The 21,957-nt window shown below is 41.7% G+C and carries 18 protein-coding genes and 1 pseudogene; 16 read left to right on the top strand and 3 right to left on the bottom strand.

Annotated elements, in window-relative coordinates; all coding sequences use genetic code 11:
• Positions 1 to 32: 32 nt before the first annotated feature.
• Positions 33 to 314, bottom strand: coding sequence for a hypothetical protein (locus HMPREF0556_RS04575; RefSeq protein WP_050776988.1), 282 nt, complete (start codon positions 312 to 314; stop codon positions 33 to 35).
• Between the two features lie 73 nt (positions 315 to 387).
• Positions 388 to 669 (bottom strand): acylphosphatase, encoded by a 282-nt coding sequence (locus tag HMPREF0556_RS04570; protein WP_036104200.1) that lies wholly within the window; start codon positions 667 to 669, stop codon positions 388 to 390.
• Between the two features lie 136 nt (positions 670 to 805).
• Here HMPREF0556_RS04570 and HMPREF0556_RS04565 point away from each other — a divergent pair, with 136 nt between their 5' ends.
• On the top strand, positions 806 to 1,147 hold the full coding sequence (locus HMPREF0556_RS04565; RefSeq protein WP_003755987.1) for a DUF1033 family protein: 342 nt from the start codon (positions 806 to 808) through the stop codon (positions 1,145 to 1,147).
• A 12-nt stretch (positions 1,148 to 1,159) separates the two neighbouring features.
• Positions 1,160 to 2,203: a type 2 isopentenyl-diphosphate Delta-isomerase gene (gene fni / locus HMPREF0556_RS04560; RefSeq protein WP_003755985.1), complete on the top strand. Its 1,044-nt coding sequence runs from the start codon at positions 1,160 to 1,162 to the stop codon at positions 2,201 to 2,203.
• A gap of 49 nt (positions 2,204 to 2,252) precedes the next feature.
• Here the strand turns inward: fni and trhO are convergent, their stop codons facing one another.
• Positions 2,253 to 3,221: an oxygen-dependent tRNA uridine(34) hydroxylase TrhO gene (trhO, locus tag HMPREF0556_RS04555; protein WP_040486475.1), complete on the bottom strand. Its 969-nt coding sequence runs from the start codon at positions 3,219 to 3,221 to the stop codon at positions 2,253 to 2,255.
• Positions 3,222 to 3,426: 205 nt separating this feature from the next.
• On the opposite strand from trhO, the gene HMPREF0556_RS04550 reads away from it, so the two are divergent.
• From HMPREF0556_RS04550 to recA, 14 genes and pseudogenes are all read left to right on the top strand, one after another.
• A complete protein-coding gene (locus HMPREF0556_RS04550) occupies positions 3,427 to 4,314 on the top strand; it encodes a YitT family protein (RefSeq protein ID WP_050777007.1) in 888 nt (295 codons plus the stop codon).
• Positions 4,315 to 4,467: 153 nt separating this feature from the next.
• Positions 4,468 to 6,726, top strand: coding sequence for a DNA translocase FtsK (locus tag HMPREF0556_RS04545; RefSeq protein WP_040486474.1), 2,259 nt, complete (start codon positions 4,468 to 4,470; stop codon positions 6,724 to 6,726).
• A gap of 262 nt (positions 6,727 to 6,988) precedes the next feature.
• Positions 6,989 to 8,053, top strand: coding sequence for a BMP family lipoprotein (locus HMPREF0556_RS04540; RefSeq protein ID WP_003755976.1), 1,065 nt, complete (start codon positions 6,989 to 6,991; stop codon positions 8,051 to 8,053).
• Between the two features lie 353 nt (positions 8,054 to 8,406).
• The gene (locus tag HMPREF0556_RS04535; RefSeq protein WP_040486473.1) at positions 8,407 to 9,942 is read left to right on the top strand and encodes an ABC transporter ATP-binding protein; all 1,536 of its coding nucleotides are present in this window, start codon (positions 8,407 to 8,409) and stop codon (positions 9,940 to 9,942) included.
• Positions 9,935 to 10,987, top strand: a complete 1,053-nt coding sequence (locus tag HMPREF0556_RS04530; RefSeq protein WP_003755971.1) for an ABC transporter permease — start codon at positions 9,935 to 9,937, stop codon at positions 10,985 to 10,987. The genes HMPREF0556_RS04535 and HMPREF0556_RS04530 overlap by 8 nt, the downstream gene beginning before the upstream one ends.
• Positions 10,984 to 11,940 carry an ABC transporter permease gene (locus tag HMPREF0556_RS04525; RefSeq protein ID WP_003755968.1) on the top strand — a complete coding sequence of 319 codons (957 nt, stop codon included), beginning with the start codon at positions 10,984 to 10,986 and terminating at the stop codon, positions 11,938 to 11,940. The genes HMPREF0556_RS04530 and HMPREF0556_RS04525 overlap by 4 nt, the downstream gene beginning before the upstream one ends.
• Positions 11,941 to 12,086: 146 nt before the next feature.
• Entirely contained in the window at positions 12,087 to 14,039 is a 1,953-nt protein-coding gene (locus HMPREF0556_RS04520; protein ID WP_003755967.1) for a cation:proton antiporter, read from the top strand.
• A gap of 75 nt (positions 14,040 to 14,114) precedes the next feature.
• Positions 14,115 to 15,411 (top strand): annotated as a pseudogene (yfmF, locus tag HMPREF0556_RS04515) (EF-P 5-aminopentanol modification-associated protein YfmF); the annotation flags it as partial.
• Positions 15,395 to 16,684 carry an EF-P 5-aminopentanol modification-associated protein YfmH gene (yfmH, locus tag HMPREF0556_RS04510; protein WP_003755963.1) on the top strand — a complete coding sequence of 430 codons (1,290 nt, stop codon included), beginning with the start codon at positions 15,395 to 15,397 and terminating at the stop codon, positions 16,682 to 16,684. The pseudogene yfmF and the gene yfmH, both read left to right, overlap by 17 nt.
• A gap of 160 nt (positions 16,685 to 16,844) precedes the next feature.
• Positions 16,845 to 17,576 carry an elongation factor P 5-aminopentanone reductase gene (ymfI, locus tag HMPREF0556_RS04505; RefSeq protein WP_040486472.1) on the top strand — a complete coding sequence of 244 codons (732 nt, stop codon included), beginning with the start codon at positions 16,845 to 16,847 and terminating at the stop codon, positions 17,574 to 17,576.
• A 34-nt stretch (positions 17,577 to 17,610) separates the two neighbouring features.
• Complete coding sequence (locus HMPREF0556_RS04500; RefSeq protein ID WP_003755958.1) at positions 17,611 to 18,546, top strand: helix-turn-helix domain-containing protein; 936 nt, start codon at positions 17,611 to 17,613, stop codon at positions 18,544 to 18,546.
• 78 nt (positions 18,547 to 18,624) lie between these two features.
• Positions 18,625 to 19,203, top strand: a complete 579-nt coding sequence (gene pgsA, locus HMPREF0556_RS04495) for a CDP-diacylglycerol--glycerol-3-phosphate 3-phosphatidyltransferase (protein ID WP_036104180.1) — start codon at positions 18,625 to 18,627, stop codon at positions 19,201 to 19,203.
• A 127-nt stretch (positions 19,204 to 19,330) separates the two neighbouring features.
• Entirely contained in the window at positions 19,331 to 20,572 is a 1,242-nt protein-coding gene (locus HMPREF0556_RS04490; RefSeq protein WP_040486471.1) for a competence/damage-inducible protein A, read from the top strand.
• Between the two features lie 218 nt (positions 20,573 to 20,790).
• Positions 20,791 to 21,834, top strand: coding sequence for a recombinase RecA (gene recA / locus HMPREF0556_RS04485; protein ID WP_003755952.1), 1,044 nt, complete (start codon positions 20,791 to 20,793; stop codon positions 21,832 to 21,834).
• Positions 21,835 to 21,957 lie beyond the last annotated feature (123 nt).

Genomic DNA, 21,957 nt, shown 5'->3' with positions numbered 1-21,957 from the left:
CTATTTCCTCCTAATTAAAAAATCTATGTTCGTCAGTTAGAAAAGGAAATAGAGGCATCTTCATCCGTAAAGGTATGTTGCCGCTTCAAAAGACTTAACCAAACGATCAGCGAGTCCAGTAGAATCGGAAAGGTTTCCTTTTCCTTATTGAGCGGTAATTCGATCGCTGGAAAAAATCCCTGTCCCACTGTCATAGAAGGTTTCAGAAACGAAATGACGGTCCAATACCTTAGCACAGTAAGAACCAAGAGGAATGTGACTGTCATTGCGATGAAATCTGGTTCTTGGAATATTTGTAGGGTGGATAACAACATGAATTGTCGCTCCTTTATCATTATAGATTACTTCTCTAACTATAATCCAAACGACTTGTTAATTCAACAACTATTAGTAAATAATATCAAATGTACGGCGCTCTTCGACGGGAGCGTTCATATACATATAGACATGTTCGATGCGGGCACTTGGAGAAGGCCCTTTTTTGACAGCCTCAATAAATTGATCTAGCTTGGACTCCTCACCGAGCGCTTGGATCTCCACACTGCCGTCATCCAAATTTTTGACGGTACCGCTAATGTCGTATTTATACGCAATGTGCTTCGTCGTATAACGGAATCCCACACCTTGCACCATTCCAGTAACACGTAGTATTGCTGTTTTCTGTGTCAAGTGACTCACCATTCCTTTCGTATCTACTATATCTCTAGTGTACCCGTTTTTTTACCCGCTTTCAAAACATAGAATGCGAATTTGTTAAATGTAGTATGTTATAATAAACCCATTAAGAAAAGTTAGGGGTTTTACCATGACACAGTGGCAAGTACTAGTAACAGAAGCTGATTATGAACCATGGTGGTTTTTTGAAGAATGGGAAGAAACAATAACAGAAACCTACGAATTTCAAGATAAGAACGAAGCGCTGGAAAAATATCATGCGATCGCCTCGGATTGGCGCGTAAAATATCCGGAACACGCTGTCAAAAAAGATATTCTTCTGGCAGCATGGAATCCAGAAGAAGTCGTCTACTGCGAAGATTGTGAAGATGATATCCAAAATTATCACGGACTCTTACTGCTCGCAGACGGAGAAGTATATCAGCCCAACGCAATGGAGAAAAAAACCTACTTTGAAAGAAAAGAAAAATGACAGGAGAAGAAAATGGATAAAAATGAAAACCTGCAAAGAGAACGAAGAAAAGACGAGCATGTCACGCTAGCGCTCAAACAAAATCAAGAGCTGGCGGGCGATACATTCAAAGAGATAGAAGTCATTGGCATGTCCGTTCCAAAATATGATTATGCAGATATTGATCTATCAACGACGATCGCAGACATCGCCATACCATTTCCGCTTTACATTAATGCAATGACTGGCGGAAGCAGACATACTAAGGAAATCAATGGCAACCTTGCTGAAATTGCCGCAGCTACTGGAATACCAATGGCTGTTGGCTCACAATCTTCTGCTTTGAAAAATGCCGAATTAGCAGACACCTTTCAAATCGCGCGGAAAAGGAACCCGAATGGCGTCTTATTTGCTAATGTCAGCCCAGAAATAAAAGTGGCGGACGGGCTTCGTGCGGTTGAAATGATCGAAGCCAATGCGCTGCAGATTCATATCAATCCGGTTCAGGAACTTGTGATGAAAGAAGGCGATCGCAATTTTGCCCATTGGCTTAAAAGCATCGAAACGTATCAGAAAGAGCTTTCGATTCCGATCATAGTCAAAGAAGTCGGATTCGGGATCACGAGGGAAACAGCGGAATTATTGAAACGAATCGGTGTCAAAACGATCGATGTAGGAGGCAAAGGCGGAACTAATTTTGCAGCGATTGAAAATGACCGTCGACGCGATCATGCTTATGATTATTTGACAGATTGGGGAATCACGACCCCACAGTCGCTGCTTGACTGTCAATTAGTCACAGATGTTGATTTTCTTGCCTCCGGCGGTGTGAAAAATCCACTTGATATGCTTAAGTCACTGATTCTTGGTGCAAATGCGGTTGGCATGTCTGGTCCATTGTTGCTGAAGTTAAAAGAACATGGGGTCGAAAAAACGATCGCGCAAATCGAAGCGTGGAAAGAACAATTGACATCGTTATTTTTGCTTGCCAATGCAAAAGATATCCAAGAAGTAAGACAAACACCGATCGCTTTATACGGGCATCTGAAAGAATGGCAGGAAAATCGCAGCAAATAAAAACGCGTGAGCAAAACCATCTACATGGTGCTCACGCGTTTTTTTTTATTTAACGAGACGTTTCAGCTTGCAGAGTTTCGCCGATCGCTTCAAGGCGAGCTTCTAATTCTGCTTCGCTCAGTTCCTGTTTTTTCACATATAAATTATCGGGATGAACGCGGCATTCATGCGAACAGCTATGCAGATACTTTTCTTCATTTTCTTCCGAAGCAAGGATCTGCTTATTGCAGTACGGATTCGCACAATTGATATAACGTTCGCAAGGTGTACCGTCAAAATAATCATGTCCGACGATCGTTGGGTCGACTTGGTTGATCGGCACGCTGATACGTTCATCAAAGACATACATTTGACCATCCCAATATTGACCTTTCATTTCTTCGTCTTTACCATAAGTTGCAATTCCGCCATGTAACTGACCTACATCCTCAAAGCCAGCTGTTTTTAGCCAACCAGAGAATTTTTCGCAGCGGATACCACCTGTACAATAAGTAACGATTTTTTTGCCATCTAATTGTTCGCGGTTTTCTTCTACCCATTCAGGAAGTTCCCGGAATGTTTGGATATCAGGACGAATGGCACCGCGGAAATGACCTAAATCAAATTCATAATCATTACGAGCATCTAAGATCACAGTTTCTTCATCTAATAAAGCTTCTTTAAATTCAGCAGGGCTAAGGTAATCACCAGTCACTTCTAGTGGATCGACATCTTCTGTCAACGAGAGTGAGACGATTTCTGGACGAGGCCGAACGTGCATTTTTTTGAATGCGTGCTTGTCAGCGGGGTCGATTTTGAATACCATGTCGTGGAAACGGCTATCGGCATGCATATGCTCCATGTATTTTTCTGTAGCTTCGATTGTTCCAGAGACTGTTCCGTTGATACCTTCCGTTGCAACTAAGATCCGTCCTTTAAGACCGATGCTATTGCAAAATTGGAGGTGTTCTTTAGCAAATTGTTCTGGATCATCAACCGTTGTGTATTTGTAATATAACAACACTTGATAATTATTCATTCTTTTATCACCCTTATTATTTATTCCTGTGAAAATTCTCCACAAGTTGCGCATAATATACTATACTATAGCCGCGATTTTGTGGCAAGTCCAAAGGAATTATACCTAGAAAAACAGCGCTTTCTTATGCTATAATAAGAAAAAGACATAGAAGAAAGGTGGGGATTCGGTTATTGTGCAGCTGAACGAACAGTATTTAGAAAAAATGGCGCTTCGTAATGTAAAAGCGCATCGCAGAAGACGGTTAAGCACATTCGTCTATCGATTCTTACTGATTACAGTAGGTGCTGTTTGCATGGGGATCGGACTGGAATTATTTTTAGTTAATAATCAGATCCTAGATGGCGGAGTCGTCGGAATCTCCATTATTATTTCGCAACTTACACCGCTACCGCTAGGAATATTGACATTTGTCTTGAATATCCCGTTTTTTATTATCGGTTACAAAAAAATCGGCAAATCGTTTGCCATCAGTACGTTATATGCCATTGCTGTTATGTCGGCAATGACATTGCTCTTACATAAAGTCGACCCTGTAACCGATGATTTACTGCTGGCTACCGTCTTTGGCGGGATCACACTGGGTTTGGGAGTGGGACTCGTCATTCGTAATGGCGGTGCTTTAGATGGAACAGAGATCGTTTCTATTATCGTCAACGGCAAAACGCCATTTTCGACAGGACAGATCATCATGGCCATCAATATCGTTATTTTCTTGATAGCTGGCTTGGTTTTTAACTGGGACAGAGCAATGTATTCACTGATCACCTATTTTCTAGCTTACAAAATCATTGATATCGTTATTCAAGGCGTCGATGAACGGAAAAGTGCCTTTATTATTAGTCGTTATTATGAAGAGATCGGCGAAGCCCTTGGCGAACAGCTTGGAAAAGGTGTGACCTATATCGAAACTTCGAGTAATTACTTAGAAGGCGGGCAAAAATTGATTTTCATCATTATTTCTCGTTTTGAAGAAGTAAAAGTAAAAGCAATCCTCGACGACATTGATCCAGATGCTTTTCTTGCAGTAGGAGGGAGCATGTCTGAAATCAAGGGCGGCCGAGTTATGAACCAAAAGACGCCGAAATTATAAAAACGACAAGGAAGGCGCCCAACGTCATCCTGTCGCCGGCGTTTTTATTTTTTGTCCAAGCGGCGAACGTATGTACTTTATTAGGACTAAAGAATGACGGAATACATATGGTTTTGTGGTATAATAAGCAAAAAAGGAAAGGGAGGAAATAAAGTGGCAACAAAACGAAAGAAGACGAATACCAAGCGAAAAAAAACTACACGCAGAAATACAAAAAAAACCTCCTATTCTTATGAGATAACAGGCAGTATATTTGTTTTGGTCGGATTGATCGGTTTGTTCCGCCTTGGGTTTATCGGACGCTTTTTCTTCGCACTCGGAGAATTAGTAGTCGGATCGGCAAGTTATTTACTATTGCTGGCAGGAATCTTATTAGGCGGCTATTTATTTGTTAAGCGCCAAGCACCGATATTTTTCTCAAAACGATTGGTCGGTTGCTATGCGTTAGTAACGGCACTCGTCATTTTCTTACATATCCCGCTGGCGGATCACTACCGAGAAGCAGGTACTATTTTGACTTCGAGTGCCAAGCAATTGATCAGTCATTTATTCCATCCGGCACAGTCCATTTCAACCGGTGGAGGCATCTACGGCGCAGCATGGACGGCGCTTGGGTATTTTTTGATCGCAAAAATCGGGACGATCTGTTTGGCGCTCCTTTTCATTTTGATCGGGATTTCCTGTATCACGAATATCCCGGTGAGAGAGCAATTAGGAAAAATAGCCGGAGTGGGTCGTTTTATCGGTCAGAAAGCCCGCAGCTTTTTTGAAAAAAGACGCACCACCAAACGAGCAAAACAAGCAGAGAGAGCAGTCAAACCAGAACCAATCATTGAGGCAGAACCGATCTCTTCAGAGCGTTCCGAAGCGGTGCCACCAATCATTTCCGGTTTTAGACCTCCAACAGAAGAACGTCCGGCAGAAAAAGATCCAGCAGCCGAAGAAAAAGAGCCGGAGTTAGTATCGTTTGAACAAGAATCTTTTGAAAATGAGATCTATCAATTGCCTTCGATTGACCTGCTTGCAAAAGCCAAACCAACGGATCAAAGCGAAGAATACGCAAAAATCAAAGAAAATGCCAGTAAATTAGAGCAAACATTTGACAGTTTTGGCGTAAAAGCAAAGATCACCCAGATTCATCTGGGACCGGCGGTGACAAAGTATGAAGTGCAACCAGCAGTCGGCGTAAAAGTAAGCAAGATCGTTTCCTTAGGAGATGACATCGCGTTGGCACTTGCTGCGAAAGATATTCGGATCGAAGCGCCGATTCCCGGGAAGTCCGCGATCGGAATCGAAGTGGCGAATCAAAACGTCGCGATGGTCTCTCTGCGCGAAGTTTTGGAAAACAACCCACAAAACAAAGCGGATGAAAAACTTCAGATCGCCCTTGGCCGCGATATTTCCGGAGAAGCAGTCATGATCAGCTTGGATAAAATGCCGCATTTACTCGTTGCAGGAGCGACGGGAAGTGGTAAATCTGTATGTATCAATGGAATCATCACCAGTATCTTGATGCGCGCCAAACCACATGAAGTCAAAATGATGATGATCGACCCGAAAATGGTCGAATTAAATGTTTATAACGGTATTCCTCATCTGCTTGCACCTGTCGTTACGAATCCGAAAAAAGCAGCACAGGCACTGCAAAAAGTAGTAGCAGAAATGGAGCGTCGTTATGATTTATTCTCTCATACAGGTACGCGAAATATGCAAGGATATAATGAGCAGGTGCGCCGGCACAACGAAGAGAATGTGGAAAAACAGCCGGAATTACCTTACATTGTGGTGATAGTAGATGAATTAGCTGACTTGATGATGGTAGCTTCCAATGATGTCGAAGATGCGATCACTCGATTAGCACAAATGGCCCGAGCAGCCGGAATCCATTTGATTATCGCAACGCAGCGTCCTTCCGTTGACGTCATTACCGGCGTCATCAAAGCCAACATCCCGTCCCGGATCGCTTTTGCTGTTTCCAGCGCGATCGATTCCCGGACGATCCTCGATACGGGCGGTGCAGAAAAACTGCTTGGTCGCGGCGATATGTTACTTTTGCCTGTCGGAGCGAGCAAGCCGACACGGGTGCAAGGCGCCTTTTTATCGGATCAAGAAGTGGAGGACATCGTCAATTATGTTGTTTCTCAACAAAAAGCGCAGTACAACGAAGAGATGATTCCGGATGAGATCCAAGATGTCGAAGGCGAAGCAGAGGACGAATTATATCAAGAAGCAGTGGAGCTGGTAGTCGAAATGCAGACTGCCTCCGTTTCAATGCTGCAGCGGCGTTTTCGCGTTGGTTATAATCGAGCTGCCAGATTGATCGATGAAATGGAAGCAAGAGGAGTCGTTGGCCCTCATGAGGGAAGTAAACCCCGAAAAGTAAACATCGAAGCATTTCCAGATAACGAATAAAGCTCAGGACACTTAGTAGATTTCCCCGCTAAGTGTCTTTTTAGCAATTACATGAATTTTCAAAATAAACTGCTATTAGTAAAAATAGAAATTCGTTGTTTATTTATTTTTAGTTACATGATATATTAAAAACAGTTAGAAAACCTTTTCATTAAACAAAGCGGAAATCGCCTAACTCTTTACATAATTTCATACTTTTTCCACAATGTTCGTGAATTGGTGATTATAACCATACTATTTATCTCTTGGGAGGGGTTTAAAGGTGAAAAAGCGTACATTTGCTTTAGCACTATCATTGGTCCTAGCTACTGGGGTTATCCTAGGTGCTTGTGGAGCTAACAGTAAGTCCGGAAGTGGTAAGAAAGGTGATAATTTCACATTAGCAATGGTAACAGATACTGGTGGTGTTGATGATCGCTCATTCAACCAATCAGCTTGGGAAGGTATCACTAAATTTGGTAAAGACAACGATTTAACAAAAGGTAAAGATGGTTACAATTACTTGCAATCCGCTTCTGAAGCAGATTTCAAAACAAACTTGAACACAGCAGTTCGCAGTAACTATGACTTGATTTACGGAATTGGATATAAATTAAAAGATGCAATCACAGAAATCGCGAAACAAAATCCGAAAAAACACTTTGCTATCGTAGATGACCAAATCGACGGTCTTAAAAATGTTGCGAGCATTGGTTTCAAAGATAACGACGGTTCATTCCTAGTTGGTGTTGTTGCTGGTCTAACAACTAAAACAAACAAAGTCGGCTTTGTCGGCGGCGTAAAAGGTCCCGTTATCGACCGTTTTGAAGCTGGATTCACAAAAGGCGTAAAAGCAGTGAACCCGAAAGCGAAAGTAGAAGTACAATATGCAAATGACTTTGCAAAAGCAGATAAAGGGCAACAAATCGCTGCAACAATGTACAGCGGCGGTGCTGACATTATCTTCCATGCAGCTGGTGCAACTGGTAACGGTGTATTCGCTGAAGCAAAAAACTTGAAGAAAAAAGATCCAAAACGTGGCGTTTGGGTAATCGGTGTTGACCGTGACCAATGGGACGAAGGTAAAGTTACAGCTAACGACGGCAAGAGCTACAACGTAACATTGACTTCTGAAATCAAACGTGTTGACGTAGCAGTAGAAGATTTAGCGAAACGTGCAAAAGATGGTAAATTCCCTGGTGGCGAAAAAATCCAATACGGTCTTGACAAAGATGCTGTAGGTCTATCTGATCACCAAGAAAACATTTCTAAAGACGTTCTTAAAAAAGTAGATGAATACAAAGAAAAAATCGGAAAAGGCGACATCACTGTTCCAGAAAAACCTTGATCCGTTTTTAATGCTTAGTAAAACAATTTACGAAAGCCGAATTCAACGTTCGGCTTTCCTTTTCAATCAAATTTGAAAGCGCTTCCTGGTTAGGTAAAACCTTTTACTATTTAAAATTATCAAATAATTTCTTCTAAAACCAAAAATTAGATTGCAATAGGCCAGGTTTAGAAATAAAATAAAGTGATGTCGCAATTTTATATTGTTCACCACAGTTAAAAGAGACATTCTTTAAACGGATAAAAAACTCAAAAACTTTTAGTAAGCTGATTGAGGAGAGGCGGCGTTATTCGAGAGAATCACGCGTGTGGCTGTTTTTCCGTAATTCAAAAAGAATTAAGGAGCGTGAGGAAGTGGATTATGTTATTGAAATGTTAGGAATCAGAAAAGAATTTTCTGGATTTGTAGCAAATGATAACATTACCTTACAGTTAAAGCAGGGAGAGATCCATGCGTTGTTAGGTGAGAATGGTGCTGGTAAATCCACACTGATGAATGTTCTGTTTGGCCTTTATGAGCCAGATGGCGGCGAGATCCGTGTACGCGGAGAAAAGAAAATGATCAATAATCCGAACGTAGCAAATGATCTCGGCATTGGTATGGTGCATCAGCATTTTATGTTAGTCGACAAATTTACCGTCGCTGAAAATATCATGCTTGGAAAAGAGCCAACGAAACTTGGTATTATTGAGCGAAAAAAAGCTATCAAAGAAATCAGCGAGATCTCGGAGCGCTATGGATTGCGCGTTGACCCGAATGCAGTAGTTCGCGATATCTCGATCGGTATGCAACAACGAGTAGAAATTTTAAAAACATTGTACCGTGGTGCTGATATCCTGATTTTTGATGAACCAACAGCTGTACTGACACCACAAGAAATCAAAGAGTTGATTCAAATCATGCGAACCTTGATCAAAGAAGGAAAATCGATCATCTTGATCACCCATAAGTTAAAAGAGATCATGGATGTTTGTGATCGTGTAACGGTTATCCGGCGCGGTAAAGGGATGGGAACAGTAGATGTTTCCGAGACAAGTCCGCAAGACCTAGCTAATCGTATGGTGGGCCGCGAAGTTGTTTTCAAAACAGAGAAAAAACCAGCGACACCAGGCGAAGATGTACTAGAAATCAAAGATCTCGTGGTGAAAGAGAGCCGCGGCGTGGAAAGCGTACGTGGGTTAAACCTTTCGGTGCGTGCTGGTGAGATCGTCGGTATCGCCGGCGTAGATGGGAACGGCCAAAGTGAATTATTGGCTGCAATCAGCGGACTGACTAAAGTTGCCAGCGGTTCAATCAAGCTGAACAACAAATCGATTGAGAATAAAAAACCGCGTAAGATCACAGAAGCAGGACTTGGGCATATTCCCGAAGATCGCCATAAACATGGCTTAGTATTGGAAATGTCGATCGGTGAAAATATTGCTTTGCAAACTTATTATAAAAAACCGATTTCGAACCACGGCTTCATCAATCACCGCAGCATGTATGATTTTGCGAGAAAATTGATTGAAGAATACGATGTTCGGACAAGCAGCGAATATGTGCCAGCTAAATCATTATCCGGTGGTAATCAGCAAAAAGCCATCATTGCTCGTGAAGTCAGCCGTGATCCGGATTTCTTGATCGCAGCACAACCGACGCGTGGTCTTGATGTCGGAGCGATCGAATTTATCCATCGTCGCTTGATCGAGCAACGTGATAAGGGGAAAGCGGTCTTATTGATGTCATTTGAATTAGAAGAAATCATGAATGTCAGTGATCGAATCGCTGTTATCTACGAGGGCAAGATCGTTGCGATCGTAAAACCCGAAGAAACAACGGAACAAGAATTAGGACTGCTTATGGCAGGTTCTAAAACTGCAGAAGTGGGGGTAGAAGAAAATGTCTAAACGTGTACAAACGCTTGTTATCCCGGTGACAGCAGTTATTTTAGGACTGCTTTGCGGTGCGATCATTATGCTTGTCTTTGGTTATGATCCAATCGGCGGTTACTCCTCTCTAATTGAAGGTGTCGTAGGTCAACCGTTTTACATTGGGGAAACGATCCGTCAAGCAACACCTTATATCTTGATCGGACTTTCAGTAGCGATTGCTTTCAAAGCTGGTTTGTTCAATATCGGGGCAGAAGGTCAAATGCTGATGGGCTGGATCGGTTCTATCATTATTGCTACCAATTTCCATGATTTGCCAAAATGGATCCACTTGCCATTCGCCATTATCGTCGGCGCGCTATTCGGAGCTTTTTGGGCATTCATTCCTGGTATTTTAAAAGCAACATTGCGTGTGAATGAAGTTATTGTCACAATCATGCTCAATTATACGGCTCTTTATGTATTCAATTACATCGTGCAGTATCGATTGACAAAAGGACTGGATAAAACGAAAATGATTGACAGTTCTGCCTCTTTGCAATCTACTTTCTTACAAAACATTACCACCCATTCTTCTCTTCACTGGGGGATTTTGATCGCACTTGGCGTCGCGATCATCATGTGGTTTGTCCTTAAAAAGACAACATTCGGTTACGAAATCGAAGCGGTCGGCTTTAACGAAAATGCCTCCCAATATGCTGGTATGAGTGTTAAAAAGACAATCATAATGGCAATGGTACTAGCTGGTGCGTTATCGGGCCTTGCTGGTGTTATGGAAGGCCTAGGCAACTACGCTAATGCGTATGTGCTAAGTTCATCGCCAGGAATCGGCTTTGATGGTATTGCGGTAGCATTACTAGGCGGAAGCTCTCCAATTGGAATCATCCTGTCGGCATTGCTGTTTGCAGCACTTAAGATCGGTGCGTTGAATATGTCTGCTATTGCAGGTGTTCCGAACGAATTAGTCGACATCATTATTGCATTAATTATTTTCTTCGTCGCTTCTAGCTATATTATTCGCTGGGCAATGGCGAAATTCAAGAAAGGGGCGAATGTAAAATGACGCTTACAGTTATGCTTGCGACAATCGTATCGAGCACGCTCTTAATGGCTGGCCCACTAATTTTTACAGCGCTTGGCGGAGTTTACTCTGAACGCGGCGGTATTGTTAATATTGGACTAGAAGGAATGATGGTAGTCGGTGCGTTTTCTGCGATCGTCTTTAACCTGACATTCCAAAATGTTTTCGGAAACTTGACTCCTTGGATCGCGTTGATCGCTGCCATGGTCGTCGGAGCATTATTCTCATTGATCCATGCCGTTGCAACGATCAACTTCCGTGCTGACCATGTGATCAGCGGGGTTGCGATCAACTTGCTAGCGACAGGATTGGCGCTCTTCTTAGTAAAAGTATTTTACGATAAAGGGCAAACAGACCAAATTAAATATTACTTTGGCAAACCGGATATTCCTGGTTTGAAAAACATTCCTTTTGTTGGCGATATTTTCTTCAAAAATGTCCCAGTAATGAGTTATGTCGCGATTGCTTTTGCCATTATTTCTTGGTTTATCATCTATAAAACAAGATTCGGTCTTCGCCTTCGTTCTGTCGGCGAGCACCCACTAGCAGCTGATACAATGGGTATCAAAGTTAAATGGATGCGATATCAAGGTGTCATCATTTCGGGGATCCTAGGCGGACTGGGCGGAGCTGTTTATGCCCAATCATTTACACTTGATTTCGGTCACGCAACGATTTCGGGACAAGGCTTCATGGCACTAGCTGCCATGATCTTCGGTAAATGGAACCCACTTGGCGCAATGGGCGCGGCTATTTTCTTTGGATTCGCCCAATGTTTGGCAATTACTGGCGGTTCGCTGCCATTGTTCCAAAACATTCCAGACGTTTACTTGCAAATTGCGCCTTATGTCTTAACAATCTTGGCGCTTGTTGGTTTCATCGGAAAATCCGAAGCACCAAAAGCAGATGGCGTGAACTATATCAAAGGAAAATAAAGGGAACTTTCGAAGGACTGCGATCTTATGATTGCAGTCTTTTTTTGCGGTTATGATTAGATTTTTCAGTCGGAGTATTGTATGATGAAGCATATTGAAATAGAGACAACTGTATATAGAAAACCTACATAAAAGGGGAATTGCAAATGGAAATTTTTGAGAACATTTTATTGATGTTAAGCGCTGTGTTTTTATCTAATGTATTGAGCCGTTTCGTGCCAAATGTGGCTATCCCGCTCATTCAAGTTTTTTTAGGAGTATGTCTGACGATACCACTAGCAGCAAATGATCATTTGATTGAGATCAGTCCCGAATTGTTTTTACTGCTTTTCCTAGCACCATTGCTATTTAATGACGGGACGAATGCAGATAAAGTATCATTTTGGAAATATCGGAAATCGATCTTATCCTTATCAGTTGGATTAGTGTTTATCACAGTGGGCGTTTTAGGCGGCTTCATTCACTGGCTTTTACCGCAAGTTCCCTTAGCTGCATGTTTCGCGTTAGCTGCAGCACTTGCTCCAACTGATGCTGTCGCAGTATCAGCGCTTGCCGAGAAATTGAAGATCCCTTCTAAAATGATGCACACTTTAGAAGGAGAATCACTGATCAATGATGCTTCAGGCCTAGTTTCCTTCCAGTTTGCCGTTGCAGCACTTTTGACGGGGACATTCTCCTTTGTAAATGCTGGAACGAGTTTTTTGATGCTTTCGATTGGCGGTATTTTGCTTGGACTTGTCATGACTGCACTGAAAATCAAAGTAATGTCGCTGCTTCGTAGTGCGGGCATTGAAAATGCTGTGTCCTTTATTTTAATGGAGTTACTATTACCGTTTTTCATTTTTGTTACCGCAGAAAAGATCGGTGTCAACGGTATTTTGGCAGTTGTCAGTGGCGGTATGCTTCATTCTTTTAGTTATCGCAAATTAGATCCCGGTATCGCTCAATTAAACTTATTGTCACGCAATACTTGGGCGGTGTTGACATTCAGCTTGAATGGCTTGGTATTCATTCTTCTAGGAACACAATTGCCGCATATCATTCGTACCATCTGGCTCTCAAATAAAGTAAGCAATGTTACTGTTTTTCTTTATATTTTCGCCATAACAGCTATCTTGTTAGCGATTCGGTTTATTTGGATATGGCTTGCAAGGAATTTCGACGACACAAAAGTGGCGCCCGGTGAGCGACTGAAACAAGCGCTGCTATATACTGTTTCTGGAGTCAGAGGAACAATCACCCTCGTCAGTGCGTTATCACTACCATTTGTGTTGAGTGGAAATCAAGATTTTGTCGCCAGAGACTTGCTCGTATTTATTGCTGCCGGGGTAATTACAGTAACGCTCTTACTTGCTAATTTCACAATGCCATTGCTTGCCCCTAAAAAAGCTGAGGCACTGGGAGAATCCGATACTGAAATCGAGGCAGATATCTTGCGGGAAGTAATCAATAAGTTAAAAAGTTATCAAACCGACGAAAACAAGCAAGAGGTTGCCGGTGTGATCAGCATGTATAATGACCGGATACTCACACTTAATAATTTTTTCGATAATAATGAAGAAAATCGGAAAATACGCACACTTGTGATGCAATGGCAATATGAAAATATCCTGCACATGCTATATAAAAGAGAAATCACCATGCAGGCAGCGTATCCTACTTTAAGGCGCTTGAAAAAACGACTTTACGGGCTTACTAAGAAAAAAGAGTATAAATCCAATCTTTTCTACGATAGAGCTTTCCGTAAAAACCTGCGAGCGCTCAATATACTGCCGCTTACTTTTGAAGAACGCAGAAAACAGCGGTATAAAATCATTCGTTCTAATAATACGTATATTATTGAACAGTTGGAAAAACTGCCAGCTAATGATTTTTCACAAGATTTGATCGACCGCTACATTTTTACTTACGAACGCATCGGCAACGAAAATCGAAACTTTTCGAGCGAATCTTTACAGGAATGGATGGATGTGGCGATTCAAGAGGAACGAAAACTAATCCAGCAATATTTTGAAACAGGCAAGATCGATCGTGCGGAAATGAAGAAGTTCCGCGATAACGTGCTAGCTTTGGAAAACTCGAGTTCGTTTACCAACTAACAGCTATGCAATAAAATTGTGTATCGGGAATGCGTACGATACAATGAACAAGAGAATAAAGGAAGGGGCTTACCTATGGCAAATCCAGAAACGATTTCTAATCAACAGGTCGGGGCAATGAATGTAACGATCATCCCGACAACTAAATTTAAAACCACAAAAATTGTATTCAAATTCCGTGCGCCGCTTGATCGTGCGACTGTGACAAAACGCTCCTTACTGGCGGTCCTATTTGAGACAAATAACGCTGCTTATCCAACGCAGACGGCATTTCGTCGTAAATTAGCTGAATTATACGGTGCCAGTTTTTATACTTCTGCAAGTAAAAAAGGCGATGAGCACATCATTTCAGCTGTATTCGACTTTGTCGATCCGCAGTACTTAATGGAGAAAACAGACCTGCTTCGGGAAGTTGTTCACTTTTTGAGAACGATCTTTTTCGATCCAAATGTCCGTGACAATCAATTTGAAAAGGCGACATTTGAGCGGGAAAAAGAAAATTTGAAGTCCCAATTAGAAAGTATTTATGATGATAAGATCACATATGCTGCCAAGCGGACGATTGAAGAGATGTATCAATCGGAAGGTTATCAATATTCGGCAAATGGGATCATTGAAGATTTGGATAACCTTACTGCTGCTGAAACATACGACTACTATCAAACTGATTTTTTGAAAAATGACGTGATCGATGTTTTTGTGTGTGGGGATATAGATTCCAGCGTACTGCTCGATCATTTGCAACTGCTTCCATTTGCCGAAAGACCAAATCGGGCTTTCCATTCCGTTCCTAAGGTTGCTCCGGGAAAAGTGCATACGATCCATGAAACGCAAGCGATCAATCAAGGGAAACTCGTTCTTGGCTATCAAACTGGCATTCTCTTCGGGGATGAAAAGTTTGTTCCGCTACAAATCGCGAACGGATTATTGGGCGGTTTTGCTAACTCGAAAATTTTTATCAATGTCCGTGAAAAAGCGAGCCTGGCATATTATGCTTCGAGCCGGATCGATTCTTTTAAAGGATATCTATTGATTCAAGCAGGAATCGAAGAAACAAATTATGAGCAAGCCGTTGCGATCATTAAAGAACAAGTAACAGCAATGAAACAAGGCGATTTCACCGACGAAGATATCGAACAGACTAAACAGTTGTTAGTCAATCAAATGCTTGAAGCAAGCGATCAAGCCGGCGGATTAGTAGAACTGACCTATAATAATATCGTGAAACCAAGCGATTTGGCTATTTCGGAATGGATCAGCAAAATCAAAGCCGTGACCAAAGCAGAAATCATAGCGGCTATGGCAGATGTTTTGCCAGATACCATCTATTTCCTAAGCAAAGGAGGAGAAGCTTGATGGAAAAAATCCAATTCGAGCAAGTAAAAGAGCAAGTAGTGCACGAAAGACTGGAAAACGGATTAGAAGTTTACTTGCTGCCTAAAGAAGGGTTCCATAAAACATTTGCGATCTTTACGACAAAATATGGTTCGGTCGATAATCGCTTTGTCCCGCTTGGTGAAAAAGATTTTACTACTGTTCCAGATGGGATCGCCCATTTTTTAGAACATAAATTATTTGAAAAAGAAGATGGGGATGTCTTTTTCAAATTTGGTGAAAAAGGCGCTTTTACTAATGCTTTTACATCCTTCACAAAAACCGCTTATCTTTTTTCCAGCACTTCAAATGTATCTGAGAATTTAGAAACGCTGCTCGACTTTGTCCAAGAGCCGTATTTTACCAAAGAAACCGTTGAAAAAGAAAAAGGGATCATCGGTCAAGAGATTCGGATGTATGACGATGATGCTGATTTCAGGGTGTATTTCGGAGCAATTGAAAACATGTATCACAACCATCCGGTGAAGATCGATATTGCTGGAACTGTGGAATCAATCGCTGAGATCGACAAAGATCTGCTTTACTTGTGTTACCATACTTTCTACCACCCGAACAACATGGTCTTATTCGTAGTAGGGAATTTGGAACCGGAAGCATTATTAGCAGAAATCAAAGCAAATCAATCCAGCAAGACCTTTGCGCCACCGACTGAGATAGAGCGTGAATTCCCTGAAGAGCCTGCTAGTGTAGCGATTCCTGAACGAAAATTGGCATTTCCTGTCAAGATTGCTAAAAACCTTATCGGTATCAAAGAAGACTTTGGCCCGTTAAAAGGAATTGCCGGCGTGAAGCATGAGATCGTTGCAGACATGGCACTTGAAATGCTGTTCGGAACGACTTCCGACAACTACCTGACACTTTATAATGAAGGAATCATCGATGATACTTTCGGATTCGACTACACCAATCAAGACAGCTTCTCTTTTGTTTTGATCGGTGGCGATGCGAAAGATCCTGATAAACAGAAAGAAGCCGTGCTCACGATCTTGAAAGAAGCCGCCGAAAAAGGATTGGATCAAGCCAGTCTGGATCTGGTTCGTAAAAAACGGATCGGTGGTTTCCTCGGAGCATTGAACTCGCCGGAGTTTATTGCCAATAAATTTACACAATATGTAATGCGAGATGCCTCGTTATTCGATATCTTGCCGGCTTTAAACGAGGTCACATTGGAAGAAGTTAATCAGTTTTTAACTTCACTTGTAGCGCACGAAGACCGCATCACTTCGTTTCAATTAATACCGGAAGAATAATAAAAAACACGAAAATAAGGCGATTTCTTCGTTCTTATTTTCGTGTTTTCTACATAAAGTTTAATATTTTCTAAAAAAAATCAAATTAGCAAAGAAAAAATGGCAAATTCACACAAGACATGCTATCATGAAATAAATGGATCAGAAAGGTGTGCAAGCTTTGAACACGAAGGTGAAGTATGCCCTGATTACTGGTGCTAGCGGCGCGATCGGACAAGCGATTGCTTTGAAACTCGCGAAGCAGGGATTTCATTTATATTTACACTACCGGGCGAACAAGGACTCGATCGATCAGTTGATACCGAAGTTGTTAGCAGAAGGGGTCGATGTGATTCCGATTCAAGCCGATTTTTCGAAATCGGAAGATGTGAGTCATGTGGAGGCGCAACTTTTTCAAATCGATTTGTTTGTTCATGCAGCGGGAAATAGTTATTATCAGCTTTTTCAAGATACCGAAATGGCAACGGTCGACGAACTTTGGGATATCCATGTCCGTTTTCCGATGCAATTATTGCAAGGTATCCTGCCAAAGTTGCTTCAAAATAAAGAAGGACGAATTATTTTTATCAGTTCGATCTGGGGAGAAATTGGTGCGTCCATGGAAGTAGCCTATTCTACTGTGAAAGGTGCGCAGATTGCATTTTGCCGTGCTTTAAGCAAGGAAATAGCTTCCTCCGGAGTGACTGTAAATGTTGTTTCACCAGGTTATATCGAAACAGCAATGAATCAAGGTTTTGATGAAGGGGAAAAGCAGGCGATCCAAGCAGAGATCCCGTTAAGACATTTTGGGAAAAGTGATGATGTCGCAGAAGCCGTCGCTTTTTTGGCAAGTTCGGATTCCCATTATATTACAGGACAAGTGCTACGGATCAACGGCGGTTGGCTGATGTGAAAAACGAAAAGAAAATAATGGCAGGTGTTTACGATTGACAGAATTAGGAGAGAAATTGAAACAAGCTAGACAGCAAAAAGGAATCAGTCTAGACGAATTACAACAAATTACCAAGATCCAAAAGCGGTATCTGATCGCGATCGAAGAAGGAAACTTCTCTGTTATGCCAGGGAAGTTTTACGCGCGGGCCTTTATCAAGCAGTACGCAGAAGCTGTGGATCTTAATAGTGCAGAACTGTTTGCGGAGTTTGAACAAGAAGTTCCGGATACACCAAACGAACAAGGGGCAGAATTGTCGCGTGCGACGCAGAAACGTGCTTCTATCGCCTCAAGACAAGTAGGCGCAGCAAGTGCTCATCGTAATCGCTTTTTAGATGTGCTGCCGAAGATATTGATCGCTGTTTTTATTGTATTCATTTTATTTATCGTATGGCTATTTGTTTTCAACCGTCCAGGGAACGACGCGCAGGAAGTGAAAAATAAAACGGCTGAAAATGCGATCAAAGTGGATAACAGCACAGAAGAATCGAATAACGATAAATCAAAAGATACCGCGAAAGATTCGAAAAAAGATACAGATGCTGACAAAAAAGAAGCGGACAAGGACGATTCTAAAGAAGCAGATAAAGACAAAGAAAAAGAGAAAAAAGAGGTAAGCGTCGATAAAGGACAAACGCAGGGAAACAGCACAACTTTCAACGTTAAAAACACCGACAAGTTGTCTATCTCGCTTGGTGCAACGAATGCCCAATCTTGGGTAAGTGTAACAGATGCGAACGGTGCAAGCTTATTCACAAAGACTTTGAATCCAGGCGACTCTGAGACCGTGGATGCCAAAGACAGCCAAACGGTGAAGTTGACGATCGGAAATGCTCCGGCTACTTCGCTAAAAGTAAATGGCAAGACACTTGAATTACCGGCAAACCTTGTGAAACAACTCGTAACGATCCAGTTGCAAAAAGATGAATAAAATGATGAAGAGTTCAGCTTCTGTTAAATGAGAAGTTGTGCTCTTCCATTTTTAAAAGGAAAGAAAGAGGGGATGAAAATGAATTTACCTAATAAATTAACTGTTTTGCGGATCTTTATGATTCCGATTTTTGTTATTATTACCGTTATTCCATATACATGGGGAACCGTGCACTGGATAGGCTCAGATATTGCAGTCACACATCTCGTTGCGACGATCATCTTTATTGTTGCGGCTGCAACGGATTGGTTCGACGGCTATTTAGCCCGTAAATATAATTTGATCACGAACTTCGGAAAATTTGCCGATCCAATGGCAGATAAATTATTGGTGGCTGCTGCCTTTATCATTTTAGTCGAAATGAACATCGCGCCGGCTTGGGTCGTGATCTTGATCATTTCCAGAGAATTGGCAGTAACAGGATTACGTTTGTTATTAGTAGAAGGCGGCGAAGTTCTTGCAGCTGGACAATTAGGGAAAATCAAAACATTTACGCAAATGATCGCGATTCCGTTGATGCTGCTACATAATTTCCCATTTGCTTGGTCAGGAATTCGCGTTGATCTGATTTTCTTATATGTATGTGCCTTTTTTGCAGTTTGGTCGGGAATCGACTATTTCTACAAAAATCGCGGTGTGTTTAAAGGCTCCATGTAAGTGGGTATAGTCATGCAGTTACGGCTTTACTCAGCTTATGACATGGATAGTATTTCAACTGGAGTGCAGCTTGTCCATAGCTGCACTATTTTTTATTTTTAGTGAGGATTCGGAAAGGGATGGAAACATGACACGAACAGAAATCATAGCAGTAGGAACAGAAATTTTAATGGGACAGATCGTCAATTCTAACGCGGCATTTATCTCTGAAATATTAGCCAATCAAGGCATTTATGTCTATCACCATACTGCAGTCGGTGATAATCCGGGTAGACTGACAGAGGTCATTAAAAATGCCGAAGACCGCAGTGATCTCATCATCTTAACGGGCGGATTAGGACCAACAGAAGATGATTTGACCAAACAAACTTTAGCCAAACATTTAGGGAAAAAACTAGTTGTGGATGAAGCACATATGCAAAAAATCATCCACTATTATGAAGCGCAAAATAAGGTCATGACCGAAAATAATAAACTGCAAGCAATGGTGATCGAAGGAGCAACCGTGCTTAAAAATGAATTCGGTTTTGCAGCAGGGATGTATTTGGAAACGAAAACACACCGCTATGTATTGCTGCCAGGTCCACCTTCTGAAATGAAGCCGATGTTTCAAAATCAAGCGATTCCGCTTTTGGCGAAAGCAGAGGGGAACAGTCATCTGCAATCCAAGATCCTACGCTTTTTCGGAATCGGTGAATCAAAACTTGCTGATGATTTGAAAGATCTGATCCATCAACAAACCAACCCGACTTTAGCCACTTATGCAGGGGAAAACGAAGTGGTGATCCGCATAACCGCCACGGGTGAAACAAAAGAAGAAGCAGCAGAAAAAATTGCTGGACTTGAAGCTGAGATTTTGAGACGCGATGGAGAATTTTTATATGGCTATGGCGATAAATCTCTTGCCGAAGTGGTGATTTCTAAGCTGTTAGAAAAAAATATCACGATCTCTGCTGCGGAAAGCCTGACTGCTGGATTATTTCAATCTTCATTAGGCGAAAAAACAGGGATCTCGCAAATATTCCCAGGTGGAGTCGTTACTTATAGCTCAGCAGCTAAACAAAAACTATTAGGGGTTTCCGCTGATACAATCAACAAGTATGGTGTGGTCAGCAAAGAGTGTGCTAGAGAAATGGCAATGCAGGTGAAAAAACAGTTTGATACAGAGATCGGTATCAGTTTTACCGGAGTAGCCGGACCGGACTCATTAGAAGGTCAAAAAGCCGGATCTGTGTGGATCGGACTCAGCACTCCAGATGGCAAAACCGATGCATTCTTCTATCAATTTGGTCGCGATCGCAACCATAATCGCCACCGCGCGGTCAAACAAGGATTTCAACTGATAAAAAACTATTTAGACCAACAATAAAGCTGCTTTTTTACTTGAAAGTCAGTTAGCGCCGCTAAAAAAAACATCGACATTTTGCCCCTACTAAACGTATACTAATGATATGTACCGGTACAAATAAAAAAGCGAACATTTATTCGCTTTTTCCTTGCTTCTTGCTTTAAAATCATGTATAGTATGTGTAGGGTAAAAAAACAAAGAGAATAGTTACTCGTTATCTATTTGAAGGAGGCAAAATCGTGACTGATCGTCAAGTAGCTTTAGACCAAGCGTTAAAACAAATTGAAAAACAATTCGGTAAAGGTTCCATTATGAAATTAGGAGAACACTCTGATCAAAACGTTTCCACCGTATCCAGTGGTTCTTTGGCAATAGATGTTGCATTAGGTGTCGGCGGTTATCCGCGCGGACGTATTATTGAAATTTATGGTCCTGAAAGTTCCGGTAAAACAACTGTTGCGCTTCATGCGATCGCAGAAGTACAAACTCAAGGCGGTACCGCTGCATTTATCGATGCAGAGCATGCGCTTGATCCTACTTATGCCAAAAATTTAGGTGTCAATATCGACGAATTACTTTTATCGCAACCAGATACGGGCGAACAAGCGCTTGAAATCGCAGAAGCCTTAGTCCGTAGTGGTGCGGTAGATATTTTAGTCATTGACTCTGTTGCAGCATTAGTTCCCCGCGCTGAAATCGAAGGCGAAATGGGCGATGCTCACGTTGGTTTACAAGCACGTTTAATGTCTCAAGCATTGCGAAAACTTTCTGGTGCTATTAATAAAAGTAAAACGATCGCTGTCTTCATCAACCAAATTCGAGAAAAAGTCGGCGTTATGTTCGGTAACCCGGAAACTACTCCAGGGGGACGTGCGCTTAAATTCTACTCAACGGTTCGATTAGAAGTGCGCCGTGCAGAACAATTGAAACAGGGCACAGAAGTTATTGGTAACAAAACAAAAGTCAAAGTCGTAAAAAATAAAGTGGCTCCTCCATTCCGCGTGGCAGAAGTGGATATCATGTATGGAGAAGGAATTTCTCGCGAAGGCGAACTATTAGACATGGCTTCCGAAGTGGATGTCGTGAATAAGAGTGGCTCTTGGTATTCTTATAACGAAGAAAGAATCGGCCAAGGTCGTGAAAATGCGAAACAATTCCTGAAAGAACATGCGGAATTGCTGGACGAGATCTCTAAAAAAGTAAGACGAGAATACGATATCGATGGTACAGCTGTAGTTCCTGCTGAAGAAACAGAGGAAACTCTCGATTTATTAGATGAATAAAAAAGCCAAGTGGATCGTTTTTAACTAGCTAAGTTGCGCGTTATTTATACGCGCAACTTATTTTTATACATAAAAGTTGAAATATATATAGCTTTCCTTGACAATGAACATTTTCAACTATAA

The sequence above is a fragment of the Listeria grayi DSM 20601 genome (assembly GCF_000148995.1).
Taxonomy (GTDB): Bacteria; Bacillota; Bacilli; order Lactobacillales; family Listeriaceae; genus Listeria; species Listeria grayi.
Note: the sequence above shows the minus strand (reverse complement) of the source record. Positions and strands in the feature narration are given on the sequence as shown.